This window comes from Parasphingorhabdus sp., assembly GCF_048269915.1.
Classification (GTDB): Bacteria; Pseudomonadota; Alphaproteobacteria; order Sphingomonadales; family Sphingomonadaceae; genus Parasphingorhabdus.
Genome location: NZ_JBLWTY010000003.1, coordinates 437730 through 452734 on the forward strand (window position 1 = coordinate 437730; position 15005 = coordinate 452734).

The 15005-nt window shown below is 55.3% G+C and carries 17 protein-coding genes; 11 read left to right on the forward strand and 6 right to left on the reverse strand.

The window, feature by feature from the left end:
- Window positions 1-236: 236 nt before the first annotated feature.
- The 6 genes from ACN0WX_RS10585 (at window position 237) to queE (ending at window position 5184) form a co-directional block, all read left to right on the forward strand.
- On the forward strand, window positions 237-1421 hold the full coding sequence (locus tag ACN0WX_RS10585; protein ID WP_417622277.1) for an aspartate aminotransferase family protein: 1185 nt from the start codon (window positions 237-239) through the stop codon (window positions 1419-1421).
- Window positions 1418-2344, forward strand: a complete 927-nt coding sequence (argF, locus tag ACN0WX_RS10590) for an ornithine carbamoyltransferase (RefSeq protein WP_417622278.1) — start codon at window positions 1418-1420, stop codon at window positions 2342-2344. The genes ACN0WX_RS10585 and argF overlap by 4 nt, the downstream gene beginning before the upstream one ends.
- 14 nt (window positions 2345-2358) lie before the next feature.
- A complete protein-coding gene (locus ACN0WX_RS10595) occupies window positions 2359-3246 on the forward strand; it encodes an Hsp33 family molecular chaperone HslO (protein WP_417622279.1) in 888 nt (295 codons plus the stop codon).
- 145 nt (window positions 3247-3391) lie between these two features.
- The gene (locus ACN0WX_RS10600) at window positions 3392-3799 is read left to right on the forward strand and encodes a DUF3617 domain-containing protein (RefSeq protein WP_417622280.1); all 408 of its coding nucleotides are present in this window, start codon (window positions 3392-3394) and stop codon (window positions 3797-3799) included.
- 57 nt (window positions 3800-3856) lie between these two features.
- A complete protein-coding gene (gene queC, locus ACN0WX_RS10605; RefSeq protein WP_417622281.1) occupies window positions 3857-4543 on the forward strand; it encodes a 7-cyano-7-deazaguanine synthase QueC in 687 nt (228 codons plus the stop codon).
- Window positions 4540-5184 (forward strand): 7-carboxy-7-deazaguanine synthase, encoded by a 645-nt coding sequence (gene queE, locus ACN0WX_RS10610; RefSeq protein WP_417622282.1) that lies wholly within the window; start codon window positions 4540-4542, stop codon window positions 5182-5184. Before queC ends, queE begins: the two co-directional genes overlap by 4 nt.
- Window positions 5185-5188: 4 nt before the next feature.
- Here the strand turns inward: queE and ACN0WX_RS10615 are convergent, their stop codons facing one another.
- Together ACN0WX_RS10615 and lipB are read right to left on the reverse strand one after the other, a co-directional pair.
- The gene (locus tag ACN0WX_RS10615) at window positions 5189-5461 is read right to left on the reverse strand and encodes a hypothetical protein (protein WP_417622283.1); all 273 of its coding nucleotides are present in this window, start codon (window positions 5459-5461) and stop codon (window positions 5189-5191) included.
- The gene (lipB, locus tag ACN0WX_RS10620; protein WP_417622284.1) at window positions 5458-6162 is read right to left on the reverse strand and encodes a lipoyl(octanoyl) transferase LipB; all 705 of its coding nucleotides are present in this window, start codon (window positions 6160-6162) and stop codon (window positions 5458-5460) included. Before lipB ends, ACN0WX_RS10615 begins: the two co-directional genes overlap by 4 nt.
- A gap of 70 nt (window positions 6163-6232) precedes the next feature.
- Between lipB and ACN0WX_RS10625 the strand changes: the two genes are divergently transcribed.
- A complete protein-coding gene (locus ACN0WX_RS10625; protein ID WP_417622285.1) occupies window positions 6233-6970 on the forward strand; it encodes a hypothetical protein in 738 nt (245 codons plus the stop codon).
- 6 nt (window positions 6971-6976) lie between these two features.
- On the opposite strand, the gene ACN0WX_RS10630 is transcribed toward ACN0WX_RS10625, so the two are convergent.
- From ACN0WX_RS10630 to ACN0WX_RS10640, 3 genes are read right to left on the reverse strand one after another with little or no spacing between them, the layout of a single operon-like run.
- Complete coding sequence (locus tag ACN0WX_RS10630; RefSeq protein WP_417622286.1) at window positions 6977-7576, reverse strand: GNAT family N-acetyltransferase; 600 nt, start codon at window positions 7574-7576, stop codon at window positions 6977-6979.
- A gap of 10 nt (window positions 7577-7586) precedes the next feature.
- Window positions 7587-8444 carry an oxygen-dependent coproporphyrinogen oxidase gene (hemF, locus tag ACN0WX_RS10635; RefSeq protein ID WP_417622287.1) on the reverse strand — a complete coding sequence of 286 codons (858 nt, stop codon included), beginning with the start codon at window positions 8442-8444 and terminating at the stop codon, window positions 7587-7589.
- Complete coding sequence (locus ACN0WX_RS10640) at window positions 8441-8899, reverse strand: tRNA (cytidine(34)-2'-O)-methyltransferase (protein ID WP_417622288.1); 459 nt, start codon at window positions 8897-8899, stop codon at window positions 8441-8443. Before ACN0WX_RS10640 ends, hemF begins: the two co-directional genes overlap by 4 nt.
- A 175-nt stretch (window positions 8900-9074) precedes the next feature.
- On the opposite strand from ACN0WX_RS10640, the gene petA reads away from it, so the two are divergent.
- The 3 genes from petA to ACN0WX_RS10655 are packed head-to-tail and all read left to right on the forward strand — an operon-like array spanning window position 9075 to window position 11801.
- Window positions 9075-9638, forward strand: coding sequence for a ubiquinol-cytochrome c reductase iron-sulfur subunit (gene petA, locus ACN0WX_RS10645; protein ID WP_417622289.1), 564 nt, complete (start codon window positions 9075-9077; stop codon window positions 9636-9638).
- Window positions 9639-9652: 14 nt separating this feature from the next.
- Entirely contained in the window at window positions 9653-10921 is a 1269-nt protein-coding gene (locus ACN0WX_RS10650; protein WP_417622290.1) for a cytochrome b, read from the forward strand.
- 19 nt (window positions 10922-10940) lie between these two features.
- Window positions 10941-11801, forward strand: coding sequence for a cytochrome c1 (locus tag ACN0WX_RS10655; RefSeq protein ID WP_417622291.1), 861 nt, complete (start codon window positions 10941-10943; stop codon window positions 11799-11801).
- 63 nt (window positions 11802-11864) lie between these two features.
- Here the strand turns inward: ACN0WX_RS10655 and ACN0WX_RS10660 are convergent, their stop codons facing one another.
- Window positions 11865-13337, reverse strand: coding sequence for an FGGY family carbohydrate kinase (locus ACN0WX_RS10660; protein ID WP_417622446.1), 1473 nt, complete (start codon window positions 13335-13337; stop codon window positions 11865-11867).
- Between the two features lie 113 nt (window positions 13338-13450).
- Between ACN0WX_RS10660 and glpD the strand changes: the two genes are divergently transcribed.
- Window positions 13451-14959, forward strand: a complete 1509-nt coding sequence (glpD, locus tag ACN0WX_RS10665) for a glycerol-3-phosphate dehydrogenase (RefSeq protein WP_417622292.1) — start codon at window positions 13451-13453, stop codon at window positions 14957-14959.
- Window positions 14960-15005 lie beyond the last annotated feature (46 nt).

The following is a 15005-nucleotide window of genomic DNA, read 5'->3' on the forward strand; positions in this document are numbered from 1 at the left end:
CTTCTGGTTCGTCACTAGCTTCCACACCAATTCATAACGCAACGCGGGGAGTCGACTAAACGAATTATCCCGGTCTCTATGATCAGAAAAGTCAATCAGACCGCTGAACCGGTATGTGCCGGAAGCTAAATTCTACCACGATTGACCGCCCTCATGAAGCTGCATATAAGAGCCGTCCAATGCGAGAGGCGGCCAATCGGGTCGCCTTTTCTGTTTTCCGAGAAAGGAAGCCGATCATGACGATTACCCCATTGATGCCTGTATACCCGCGTTGTGGTTTTCGTCCGGTGCGAGGCGAGGGCGCCTGGCTGATTTCGGAAGACGGATCGCGGGCGCTGGATTTTGCCAGTGGCATTGCTGTCAATCTGCTTGGCCACGGCCATCCGCATCTGACCAAGGCGATTCAGGACCAGGCGGCAACATTGATGCATGTCTCGAATCTCTATGGTAGCCCTCAGGGTGAAAAATTTGCCCAGCGCATAGTTGATACGACCTTTGCCGATACGGTATTTTTCACCAACAGTGGTGCGGAAGCCGTGGAGTGCGCGATCAAGACTGCGCGCGCCTATCATCAGTCGGCCGGCAGCGACCGGTTTGAGATCATCACGTTCAAAAATGCATTTCATGGCCGCACGATGGCGACCATATCCGCATCCAATCAGGAAAAAATGCACCACGGTTTTTCTCCTTTGCTCGCCGGATTTAAATATGTCGAATTTGACGATCTGGAAGGCGCCAGGGCCGCGATAACCGATAAAACGGCGGCGCTCATGGTCGAGCCCATCCAGGGCGAAGGCGGTGTGCGTCCGGCGTCCCAGGAATTCATGACCGGCCTGCGCGAACTTGCCGATGAACATGGCATTCTGCTGGTGCTCGACGAGGTGCAATGTGGGGTCGCGCGGACTGGCGCGCTTTATGCCCATGAGCTTTATGGCGTTAAACCCGATATTATAGCGACCGCCAAAGGCATTGGCGGTGGGTTCCCGCTGGGCGCTTGCCTGGCGACCGAAGATGCCGCCCGCGGCATGGTGGTCGGCACCCACGGGTCCACCTATGGCGGCAATCCCCTGGCAATGGCTGCTGGCAATGCGGTCTGGGACGTGGTCGCGAATGACGAGTTTCTGGAAAATGTTCGGTCGACTGGTGATAAATTGCGCGCTGCCATTGAACAGTTTATCGGCAATTATCCGGGGCTGTTCACCGGCGTCCGTGGCCAAGGGCTGATGCTGGGGATCACCATGACTCAGGAAACCCGGTCTTTCGTTGCACATCTGCGTGACAATCACGGTCTCCTGACCGTGGCTGCTGGTGACAATACCTTACGGGTGTTGCCCCCACTGAATATTGATGACAGCCATATCGCCACGTTCATCGAAAAACTATCGGCCGGTGCAGCAGACTATGAGGCAACAGCATCATGAACCGGAATTTTCTCAACCTCACCGATGCCGGCGGAGACGCGATCGCGGCCATGATATCCGATGCGATTGACCGGAAGGCCGCGCGCACGGGTTTTCCCAAGGGCAAGGCCGATACGGACAAGCCGCTTGCCGATCATGCGCTGGCGATGATTTTTGAAAAGAGCAGCACCAGGACCCGAGTGTCATTTGATATTGCCATTCGTCAGCTGGGCGGATCAAGCATTGTGATGGACAGCGGTTCAATGCAGCTGGGGCGCGGGGAAAGCGTAGCGGATACTGCCAAGGTGCTGTCGCGCATGTGCGATGCCATCATGATCCGCACCGATGATCATGCGAAAATCGAGGAAATGGCGGAAAACGCGTCTGTGCCGGTGATCAACGGTCTGACCGACTTGTCCCACCCCTGCCAGATCATTGCCGACCTGCTGACGCTGGTTGAACATGGTAAGGCGCTCCCGGGGCTGGAAATAGCCTGGCTCGGCGATGGCAATAATGTGCTCAACAGCATTGTCGAAGCCGCAGGTCTGATGAAATTCAACGTCCGGATCGGTTGCCCGCAAGGCTATGATCCCGATCCGAACTTCATCAAAATGGCACAGGCTACCGGCGCAAACATCTCGATACACCGCGACGAAAATGAAGCGGTCGCGGGCGCGGATGTTGTCGTTACCGATACCTGGGTCTCGATGGGGCAGGAACATGTCCACAACAAGCTTGCCGCGATGATGCCCTATCAGGTCAATGACGTGATGATGGAGCAGGCCAAGGATGATGCCTTGTTCCTCCACTGCCTGCCCGCGCATCGGGGCGAGGAAGTGATGCCGTCGGTGATTGATGGTCCGCAGTCGGTTGTCTGGGACGAAGCGGAAAATCGCATCCATGCGCAAAAATCCGTGCTTCGCTGGTGCTTCGGTCAGATTTGATGACGGATGCGGCGGTGACTGACCGAATATTATCCTTTGCAATTCCCGGCAAACATTGCCGCGGGCGGGTCGTCCGGCTCGGTCCAGCGCTGGATGACATTCTCGCGGCCCATGCATATCCGCCGATCATCCGGGATGTTCTGGCGGAAGCGGTTTGCCTGACCGCGATGCTGGGTTCTTTGTTGAAGGATGAAGGGTCGCAACTGACCTTGCAGGCGCAAACGGAAGCCGGTGTGATCAGCCTGCTGGCTTGCGACTATAAAGATGGAGCCCTGCGCGGCTATGTCGACTATGATCGGGAAAGGCTTGCTTCCCAGCCGGTCGAGCCCAGCTTGATGGCGCTATTCGGCAAAGGCTATCTCGCGATTACCTTCGATCAGCCGGAACCACGCGGGCGAAATCAGGGAATCGTACCGCTGGAAGGCGCCAATCTTGCGGAAGCGGTGCAGAATTATTTCTATCAGTCCGAGCAGATACCCACGCTTATCCGGGTTGGTATTGATGAAACGGCCGATCGGATCACCGCCGGCGGTCTCCTGGTCCAGCATCTTCCCGAGGGCGAGGAAGGTCGCGAGCGTCTTCACGTGCGGCTGGATCATCCGGAATGGGAACATGTCGAGATCATGGGCGGTAGCGTTCGCGCTGCGGAACTGACCGACAACGCCCTGCCGCTGGAAGAGATTTTGTGGCGTCTTTTCAGCGAGAGCGACGAAGTGAGGGTTTTTGACGGTAAACCGTGCGTTAAGGGATGCCGGTGTAATGAAGACCATATCCGGGACGTAATTGCGCGTTTCCCGAAAGAAGATAAGGAGGATATGGTCGACGACGAGGGGAATATCGGAATAGATTGCGCATTTTGCAGCAAGAAATTCATGATTACAGCCGCGAGCCTGAACAACTGAATCTGTTGCAGGGTCAAGCGATCCGCGAAGTTTGTCGAAACATTCCTATTCTTTGCCGCATTTCGCAACAATATTGGCCGCAATTCGTATCTATTGCAGAAATAGACGCATAGCACCAACCCACCCAACCGGACGGAGATTATATATGAAAGGCTTGAAACTGATCAAATTCATCAGCGCAACAGCCGCCGTTCTTTTCGGATTTGCGGTGGCCGCACCCGCGCAAACGCCCGGTTTGGCTGTGCTCGACGGATTGATGAAAGGCGAGTGGACGCTGACAGAACGCGGTTCCCGTGATCCCGGCAAGAAAATTTGTATCGGAAATCCTGAGCTGCTGCTGCAGGTCGAGCATGGCAACGCGTCCTGCACACGTTATGTGATTGAAAACGGCCCGAAGAAAATTCGGGTGAGCTATAAATGCGGTGCTGCCGGTCACGGGGTGACCGAAATCAAGAAGGAATCCAGTACGTTGGTGCAGATCTATTCGCAGGGTTTCCGGAATAATGCCCCCTTTTCGATCACTCTGGAGGGCCGCCGCACCGGCAGCTGCTAAGCGCGAATTGCGCACAATACTTGCGTAGCGTCGGCAAGGCGATTAGCGGGGCGCGTTATGACTAGCGATTCAAAAACAGCGATTATATTATTATCGGGCGGCCTCGACTCGATGGTGTCTGCGGCGATAGCGGCGGAGCAGGGCTATCGGCTGATCGCGCTGACCGTGGATTATAACCAGCGGCATAAAATCGAATTGCAGTCGGCGGAGAAAATCGCAGCCAATCTCAATGTCGATGAACATATCATTCTGCCGCTTGATCTGAGCCGTTTTGGCGGCTCGGCGCTGACCGCGGATATTGATGTTCCCAAAACCGGTGTCACCGATGATATTCCGGTTACCTATGTGCCCGCGCGCAATTTGATCTTCCTCTCGCTGACCCTGGGATTGGCAGAGGCCAGGGATGCGCGTGACATTTTCATCGGCGTCAACGCGCTCGACTATTCGGGTTACCCGGACTGCCGACCAGAGTTTATCGAGGGTTTTGAACGGCTGGCTGATCTCGCAACCAAGGCCGGTGATCAGGGCAGCGGTTTTCATATCCGGACTCCGCTGCAATATATGACCAAGGCGGATATTGCCAAGGAGGCGGACAGGCTGGATATCGATCCGGCGTGGAGCTGGTCTTGCTATGATCCGACACCAGAAGGCCTGCACTGCGGCCTCTGTGACAGCTGTCGCTTGCGCCAAAAGGGCTTTGAAGAAGCCGGAATTGCGGACCCGACGCGATACGCCACCTCATGAGCTATGCGGTCAAGGAAATGTTTCTGACCCTGCAGGGGGAGGGCGTGCATGCCGGTCGCCGGGCGGTATTCGTCCGTTTCGCCGGATGCAATCTCTGGTCCGGTCTGGAGCGGGATCGCACGAGTGCTATCTGCCAGTTTTGCGACACGGATTTTATCGGCATGGATGGAGAAGGCGGCGGTCGTTTTGGCACGGCTGCTGATCTTGCCTGGGCAGCAGCACAGCTGTGGGGTGATGATCGCGAATCGCGATTCGTGGTTCTGACCGGTGGCGAGCCGATGCTGCAGGTAGATGACGCGCTGATCGAGGCCCTTCACGCCGAGGATTTCTTCATCGCCATCGAATCGAACGGGACGCTCAATGTTCCCCGGTCGATCGACTGGATCTGTATCAGTCCGAAAGCCGGCAGCGAAACCATCCAGCATTCCGGCGACGAGTTGAAGCTGGTCTGGCCGCAGGACAACAGCAATTGGCAGGACATGGAAAGCTGGAACTTCGCTCATTTCCTGATCCAGCCAAAAGATGCGATTGGTGAGCCAGCCGCCAGCAAGGCCTATCTCGAGCAGGCGATAGCATTTGTGCAGGCCCACCCGAAATGGCGCCTGTCGTTACAGACTCACAAGATACTCGGTCTCGCCTGAGGGCTTATTCTTCGGTTTCGGCAGCCGATTCAGAATCATTGGCTGACGCCGACGAATCTGTCTTGTCGGACGATTCTTCCTTTTCCGCGCCGGTCGCATCGACCGCTTTGATCGTATCGACATCGACCATGTCATCGCTGATCGTGCCATCAATGACATCGACGTCATCCATTTGGGTTTCTGTAACATCACCCGCACCCGGCGCTTCGTTACCAGAGCAGGCCGACAGGCTCAGTGTGATCGTGGCAGCGGCGGCAATTACGGAGGATTTTATCATAGATTGTCCTTCTGGTTTTTACGGGCTTGCCGGTTCTTAATAGCCGGGCTTTGAACCGATTCAATCGCTTTCAGGAAACCGCCGACCGTATTTTGCAGCGCCTTGTCAAAATCATGCAGCGTGATCCTGATACCCAGCTGGGCCAGGCTGGTGACCGGATATTCGCTGATGCCGCAGGGAATAATGCCCCCGAAATGGCTAAGGTCGGGATCGATATTGACCGAAAATCCGTGCATCGTGACCCATTTTCGGACTCGGATGCCAATCGCGCCAATCTTCGCTTCCTGCCCGTCCGGCGTGTCACACCAGATGCCGACACGCCCTTCGACAGCCCTCGCCGCGACGCCAAATTCTGCCAGGGCGGCGATCACCCAGTCTTCCAGCGCGTGGACAAATGCCCGCACATCCGCATTGCGTTTTTTCAAGTCGAGAATGATATAGCCGACCCGCTGGCCCGGTCCGTGATAGGTATGCCGTCCGCCCCGACCCGTGTCGTAAACCGGGAAGGACTGGCTGAGCAGTTCCGCCGGATTGGAGCTGGTGCCCGCCGTATAAAGTGGTGGATGCTCCAGAAGCCAGATCAATTCTGGCGCCTCTCCGGCCTGAACCGCGGCGTTGCGCTGTTCCATCTCGGCCAGGGCTTCGGGATAATCCACCTTGTTGGTTGAAATCCGCCATTCCATGTCATTGGGACTATTCATAGAATTTTCGTGCACTTTTGCTGGCCGGGTGGCAAGAGCTGGCAAACGAGAAATGTATCCGGGGATTAAAATGAAGTTCAACTACATGCAATGCTGGAACGGCGCGATGGGCTTGCTCGGCGCGCATAAGGAAGCAATTATTGCAATTGCCGGCGTTTTCCTTTTTTTACCGACCCTGTTATTTGCGCAATATGTCGCTCAGCCGATTTTGACCGGCGACGAGGATATGGACGGGCTGTTCGCCATTTACTCCGCTTATTTCAACGAGAATGCCCTTTCGATCATGGCCTCGAATCTGGTGATCAGTTTCGGCGGACTGGCCATTTATTTTGCCCTCGCACCGTCGCGCGACAATACTGTAGCTGAAAGTCTCATGGCCGCGCTAAAAGCATTTCTAGTCTATCTCGTCGCCAATCTGCTCACCGGTCTGGTGGCGTTGCCGGGCCTTATCCTGTTCGTCATTCCCGGTCTTTACCTGACCTGTCGCCTGATATTGGTTCCCGTTATTGTCGCCGACCAACAGGAACGAAATCCGATAGAATTGCTCAAGAAAAGCTGGTCTCTGACGAAAGACAACGGGTTTTCTATCCTGATGTTCATACTCATCATTGCGATTGTCGGCACGATTGCCGTCAGCGTCGTGCAAGCCGTCACCGGCGTCGGTGTTGGCCTGGTAACCGGCGGCGCGGGCTGGCCATTTATCGAAAATCTTGTGGCGGCCCTGGTTGGTACAGCATTTCAGCTTGTTCTAACCGTTGTGACTGTATCCATCTATCTTGAGTTGACTGGAAAAAAAGCCGCTGTGTAGGGGCGCTTAGCCGAGTATCGGGATATGGGGTGCCGCGGATTTCGGCATATGGCCGGATAGGCGCGGATCCGCCATCATTCCGATTTCCTGAGCGAAGATACGAAAGCCGCAATTCTGGTAAAAGGGCAGGGCGCGGGGAGAGTCGTGCGTGCAGGTGTGCAGCCAGACTCGCTCGATATCGTGCCGCCACGCCTTTTCTAGCGCGTGGGTCATCATCCAATGGCCATGCCCTTTGCCATTATAGCCAGGGATCAGTCCAAAAAAGGCGATTTCGCACTGGTCAGGGATTCGGAAATCCAGTTCGATGAAACCGACGGGCTCTGTACCATCACGGATGATCGATATATCCACCCCCGGATCGTGAATGATCGTTGCCAGTTCATCCCTGTCCAACAACAGCCGTGATATCCATAGCCAAGGCTCGCCGACCAATCTGAACAACGCATCATAATCATCCACGTCCGGTTTCGCCCAGCTTGCCAGAGTAAGGCTGGAGCTCGTTTCGGGCTGTGGCGGCTTTTCCAGCATTTCCAGATGGGTCACGATGGTCGCAACATGGCCCTTGGGGACATCATGTAGCTGTATCGTCACATCCTTCGAATCCATTGGGCTGCCTTCAGACCCATTTGGCTTCGGGAGGGAGGCTCATCAATATCGCATCGACATTGCCGCCGGTCTTGAGACCGAAGGTCGTGCCACGGTCATAGACCAGATTAAACTCGGCATAGCGGCCGCGCCATTCCAGCTGCTGCTGCTTTTCCTCGGCGCTCCATTCTGTCGCCATTCGCTTGCGAACAAGTTTTGGGAATATGTCGAGAAAAGCGCGCCCGACATCCTGGGTGAAGGCAAAATGGCGGTCAAAATCGGATTCGTGGTCAAGCTCGATATGATCATAAAATATACCACCAACCCCGCGATGGACCTTGCGGTGGGGGATATAGAAATAATCATCCGCCCATTTCTTGAAGCGCGGATAATATTCCGGATTATGCGGTGCGCAGGCAGAACGGAACCGGGCGTGAAATTCTTCGGTATCTTCTTCATAGGGAATCGCCGGATTGAGATCGGCACCGCCGCCAAACCAGCGTTTGGTCGTGCACAGGAAGCGCGTGTTCATGTGCACGTTGGGCACATGAGGGTTGGCCATATGGGCAACGAGACTGATTCCCGTAGCGAAAAACCGTGGATCATCCTCGGCACCATTGATCTGGGCCTTGAATTCTTCGCTGAACGTGCCGTCGACGGTGGAAATATTCACACCGACTTTCTCGAATATCTTGCCCTTCATCAGGCCCTGAACACCGCCACCGCCGGGGCTGTCATCAGGATTCTTCCGATCCCAGGGGATATAGTCGAACCTGGCGTCGCTACCAGCCTCTGATTCTATCGTTTCAAATTCCGCGCAAATCTGGTCACGCAGGTCCTTGAACCATGTTTGCGCCGTGTGCTGCTGGTCGTCCAATGCTTTGGTCATTCCGGAAATTGTCCTGTTTGTCTAAGTGCTTCGCCCAAGGCCATGCCAGCCGAAACCGCTAGGTTCAAGCTACGCATCCCGGACTTCATGGGGATGGTGATTCGTCCATCGCATTGATCATGTACACTCAGGGGAACTCCTGATCCCTCGGACCCGAACAACAATATATCATCTTCGCGATAGGTGAATTCATGATGCGCCGCCACGGCCTTGCTCGAAAGCAGGATAATCCTTGCTTTGCGGGAATCGACGGCTGCGCGGAATGTCTCCCAGTCGGCATGGCGCGTATATTGAACATGTTCGAAATAGTCCATTCCGGCGCGTTTCAGGCTGCGGTCGCTGAATGGGAATCCACAAGGTTCTATGATATCAACTGGCACATTCATACATGCACAAGTCCTTAATATTGTTCCTAAATTTCCCGCTATCTCGGGTTGATACAATGCTATCCTCATGGGTCATCCATCATGGGCGGGATGTGAATGTTTGGTCAATCGAAAATTCCCTGTTGGCAAACCCTATCCTTCGCGGCTATCAGGCGCCCAATTCACTGCCTGTTCAAACTGACGTTGAGCAGTAACGGACATTCGGGCAGTCAGGGGTCATAAATTTTCTATAGGGCTTGTTTGCATGGCAACGGTTGAAACAGCTGAAACGGCAGTCGCAGAAGAAAGCGGCGTTCGCCGCCGGGACTTTATCAATATCGCAGCAGTGAGCTTCGCTGGTGCCGGAGCGGTTGCCACGGTAATCCCGCTGGTCAATCAGATGAACCCGAGCGCAGACGTGCTCGCGCTGTCATCGATTGAAGTTGATATTTCGGCGATAGAAGCGGGCCAGTCGATCAAAACAAGCTGGCGCAAGCAACCCATTTTCATCCGCAACCTGACTGCGGCAGAAATCGCAGAAGCCGATGCGGTGAACATTTCCGATCTGCGCGATCCGCAGACGCTGGCCGAGCGGACAACCGCAGGCAAGGAAAACTGGCTGATCACGCTGGGCGTTTGTACCCATCTCGGCTGTGTGCCGCTCGGCGCTGCGCAGGGCGAAATCAAAGGCGAATTTGGCGGCTATTTCTGCCCGTGCCATGGCTCGCACTATGATACGGCCGCACGTATCCGCAAAGGTCCGGCTCCGAAGAATCTCGAAGTTCCGGAACATGAATTCCTATCAGATACCGTCGTGAAAATCGGCTAAGGGGCAGAAGAAAAATGAGCTTTCCTTGGGCAAAAGAATATACGCCAACAACCGAATTCGGTCAGTGGATGGACAAGCAGCTTCCGCTGCCTCGTTTTATCTATAACAGTGTTGGTGCTGGTTATCCCGCTCCGCGCAATTTAAACTATATGTGGAACTTCGGTTCGCTGGCCGGCCTGTTTCTGGTCGTTCAAATCGTTACGGGTATCATCCTGGCGATGCATTATGCCGCAAATGCGAATATCGCTTTTGATTCCGTCGAGCATATCATGCGCGATGTGAACAGTGGCTGGATGATCCGCTATGCGCACGCCAATGGCGCAAGCTTCTTCTTCATCGCCATCTATCTCCATATCGGACGCGGACTATATTACGGTTCGTATAAAGCACCACGCGAAATGCTGTGGCTCCTCGGGGTCGTCATTTACCTGCTGGCAATGGCAACCGCTTTCATGGGCTATGTGCTGCCATGGGGACAGATGAGCTTCTGGGGCGCCAAGGTGATTACCGGCCTGTTTGAAGCCATTCCGCTGGTCGGCAAGCCGATCCAGGAACTGCTTCTGGGTGGTTTTTCTCCCGACAATGCTGCTTTGAACCGCTTTTTCTCGCTGCACTATCTGCTGCCATTCGTGATTGCCGGTGTGGTCATTCTGCACATCTGGGCGTTGCATATCCCCGGATCGAGCAATCCGACCGGCGTCAATGTGAAGGGTCCCCAGGATACGGTTCCTTTCCACCCTTATTATACCGCGAAAGATGGCTGGACGATCGGACTTGCGCTGATTTTCTTCACCGCTCTGATGTTCTTCCTGCCGAATGCGCTGGGCCACGCGGATAATTATATCCCGGCCAACCCGCTTTCGACTCCGGCTCACATCGTTCCGGAATGGTATTTCTGGCCCTGGTACGCAATTCTGCGCGCCTTTACCTTCGACTTCCTGTTCATTCCGGCGAAGCTCCTGGGTGTATTGGCGATGTTCTCGGCGATCCTGGTCTGGTTCTTCCTGCCATGGCTGGACAAGTCACCGGTACGGTCCGGCAACTACCGGCCGAAGTTCAAGATTTTCTTCGGCATTCTGGTGATCGACGTCTTGATCCTCGGATATTGTGGCGGTGCGCCGGCCGAGGAACCATTTGTGATGATCAGCCAATTGGCCGCAGCCTATTATTTTGCGCATTTTCTCATCATATTGCCGTTGTTGTCGCGGTGGGAAAAACCCGAGCCGTTGCCGAACAGCATCACGGAATCCGTGACCGGCAAACCACTCAAAACTGCCAGCTAAGTATTAGGGACCTGTCGCAATGGTAAGAATTATCGGAATCTTGATTGGCCTGTTCTTTTCAGGTTGGCTCTTGGTCTCATTTGGAATGGGTGCCAAAGAATATATCACGAACCCACCAGCCGAAACCGCTGAACATGACTTCCACAGAGAAGCGAAAGAAATTTCCTTCGCTTCTGACGGCCCGCTCGGCAAATTTGATCGCCAGCAATTGCAACGCGGTTTCCAGGTGTACAAGGAAGTCTGTTCCGCCTGTCACTCGCTTCGTCTGGTTGCCTTCCGCAATCTGGAAGAAATCGGCTATAATGAAGACGAGGTGAAGGCAATTGCTGCCAACTGGGCGATCCAGACCCCGGATATTGATCCGGCTACCGGCGAAATGTCGACACGACCATCACTTCCTGCAGACAAATTTCCCAAGCCTTTCGCCAATAATGTAGCAGCCGCTGCCGCGAACAATAATGCAATTCCACCAGACCTTTCCTTGATTACCAAGGCGCGTGAAGGCGGAGCACCTTATGTCTATTCGTTGCTGACCGGCTATCAGGACCCACCGGCCGATTTGCCGACGGCCAATCAGCCGGGACCGGGGCTGCACTATAACCCCTATTTCGCAAACCTGAATCTGGCGATGGCACCGCCGCTGGCGGCCGCAGATATGGTCAGCTATTCGGACGGAACCAAGGCGAGCATCGAGCAGATGGCTGAAGATGTTACCGCTTTCCTGATCTGGTCTGCAGAACCCAAGCTGGAAGAGCGTCATCAGACCGGCTGGGCGGTTATTGCCTTCCTGCTGATCGCGACGATCCTGGCCTATCTGTCCTACCGGACGATCTGGGCAGACGTGAAGGCGGAGAAGAAAAAGAAAACCGCCGACGCTTAGCATCGGCAAGGTCAGCAAAATAAAAGCCCGCATTTTGCGGGCTTTTTTTTGTCCGGCTGAAACCTAGCTGTTGAGCACCGACTGGATGGCCCGTTGCCATCCCGCCAGCCGTCCGCGGCGGATGTCCGGATCGATATCCGGGTGATGGCTATCCAGACCTGCGATCATCGCCGTTGCATCTTGCAGCGTTTCATATTTCCCGCAGCCTACCGCCGCGAGCATCGCCGCGCCCAGCGCCGTTGTCTCGAAAAATTCCGGCCGTTCGACCGTAAGGTCCAATATATTGGCCAAATCCTGAACCAGCCAGTCATTGACGACCATCCCGCCGTCGATCCGCAGATTTTGCCAGTCCACTCCGTCGGCGGAAAAGGCCTTCTTCAGGTCGTGGCACTGATAGGATGTCGATTCCAGTGCGGCACGGGCGATATGCGCCTTGTGCGATGCAAAACTGAGCCCCGAAATTGTTGCCTTCGCGTCGGCGCGCCAATGCGGTGCCCCGAGGCCGGACAGGGCAGGGACCAGATAAACCCCGCCATTATCCTCGACAGAGCGGGCCAGTTCCTCGCTCTCGCCGGCAAATTTGAGCAAGCCGAGATCGTCACGGAGCCACTGCATAAGGCTGCCGGCCACGAATACCGCGCCTTCTAGCGCATAAATACGTTCTCCCCGATGTTGGTAGAGAATCGTCGACAGCAGGCGATGTTCCGACTTTGGCGGAATATTGCCGCTATTGGTCAGTATGAAGGCTCCAGTGCCGAATGTGGCTTTTGTCTGGCCAACGTCCAGACAACCCTGACCGATGGTCGCCGCCTGTTGATCGCCGGCCGAACCGCAAATCGCGATGGCGCCCCCAAATAGATCGACCGCAGTGGAGCCAATATCCCCGGCACAGTCGACAATACGCGGCAAGGCCTGCTTCGGGATATTAAACAGCGAAAGCAGTTCGTCATCCCAGTCATCGCCATCCAGAGCGAGCAGCATGGTTCTGCTCGCATTGCTGGCGTCAGTGACATGCAGGCCCCCGGTGAGCCGGTAGATGAGATAGGAATCAATTGTGCCGAAAGCGAGATTGTCTCCCGCTGCGCGCACCTCGGGCCAGTGTTCCAGCATCCAGCCTATCTTGCTGCCCGAAAAATAGGGATCAAGAAGCAGCCCGGTTTTCCCTTGCACCATCGGCTCCAGACCATCGGCTTTCAGCTGCTCGCATTTTTCTGCGGTCCGCCGATCCTGCCACACAATGGCTTTGCAAAGTGGCTCGCCGCTACGCTTGTCCCAGGCGACGACCGTTTCGCGCTGATTGGTAATGCCGATGGCCGCAATTTTCTCCGCACCGCCCGCCTGTTCGATCATTTTCTGGCAACAGCGCAGCGTTTTATCCCAGATTTCTTCGGCATCATGTTCGACCAGTCCGGGTGCAGGATAATATTGCCGTAATTCTTCCTGTTGCGACCCGTGCATTTTCCCGTCGATGCCGAAAAGCATCGCCCGCGTGGATGTCGTGCCTTCATCGATGACCAATATATGTTGTGCGACCATCATCCGCTCCTTTTGGCAGGCACGCTATAAGCTGGCTTATAAAAGGCAAGCAAAAGCCGGATATATTGCATTGCAACATTGCACATATTGCTCGTTTCTCTATGAATACGGCGATGTATGATCTGGCTATCATTGGCGGCGGTATAAACGGCGTCGGAATTGCGCGCGACGCAGCGGGCAGGGGGCTGAAGGTCCTGCTGGTCGAGCGCGACGATCTCGCGTCGCACACATCCTCGGCGAGCACAAAACTGGTGCACGGCGGCCTGCGCTATCTGGAACATTATGAATTCAACCTCGTTCGCAAGGCGTTGAAGGAGCGGGAAGTGCTGTTGCGGGCCGCACCGCATATCATCTGGCCAATGCGTTTTGTCCTGCCGGTCGACGAAGGCATGCGGCCTGCGTGGTTGCTGCGTCTCGGCCTGTTTCTCTATGATCATCTTGGTGGACGGGAAATTTTACCCGGAACGAAAAGCCTTAACCTCCTCAAGGATCATCGCGGCGATCCGTTGCAAAAGCGGCTGAAAAAGGGGTTCGCCTATTCCGATTGCTGGGTCGAGGATGCCCGGCTTGTCTCGCTCACCGCCCGCGATGCGGCCGATCATGGAGCAGATATCCGGACCCGCACAGAATGTGTCGGACTGGACCGCGGAGCGGACCACTGGAATCTCGAAATATTGCAAAAGGGCGAGACAAAGACCGAGCAGGCAAAGGTTCTGGTAAATGCTGCCGGCCCCTGGGTTGATCCGGTAACGGCCTTGTACGACCGGAGCGAGGGCGCCGCGAAATTGCGTCTCGTCAAGGGTAGCCATATTGTCGTGAAGCGCAAATATCAGGGCGATCACAGCTATATTTTTCAGAACAGGGACGGTCGCATCATCTTCGCCATACCCTATGAAGGCGATCACACATTGATCGGCACAACCGACGAGCCGTGGAGCTATGCTGAAGGCGATGCCAAAATCAGCGATAGCGAAACTGACTATCTGTGCGATGCTGCCAGCGAATATTTCGAGATGCCGGTAACCCCTGACGATATCGAGTGGACCTATTCCGGGGTGCGGCCGCTGTTTGACGATCACAGCCGCACCGCGGCCACCGTCACACGGGATTTTGTCTTTGATTATGACAAGGAGAATGGCGCGCCCGTACTGTCGATTTTTGGCGGCAAGATAACCACTTATCGCGTTCTGGCACTACAGGCGATCCGTACATTGTCCGATGCCCTCGATGTGGATGGCGGCGACTGGACAAAGATGGCGCATCTCCCGGGCGGCGACTTCGCGCCCGAAGGTTTTGATGCGCTGGTTGGCCAATATGCGGCGCGCTGGACATTTCTCGACCACGCCATATTGCACCGACTGGTGCGGGCTTATGGCACTGATACCGCAGTGATGCTCGATGGCGTCCAAACGATCGGGGACATGGGACAGAAATTCGCGGCAGGACTTTACGAAATCGAGATTCGCTGGCTCGTTGACCATGAATTCGCGCGCACCGCAGAGGATGTACTCTGGCGCCGGTCAAAGCTGGGGCTGCACATGAACGAAGCCGGGCAGCAGGCGGTCGAACAGTGGTTTGGCGATCAAGGCCCGCAAACAAAAGCAAAACCAGCCGTTTCCTGATTGACGCACCAGAAAAGCGGTGGCAATAGCGGCGCATCCGGTCGAT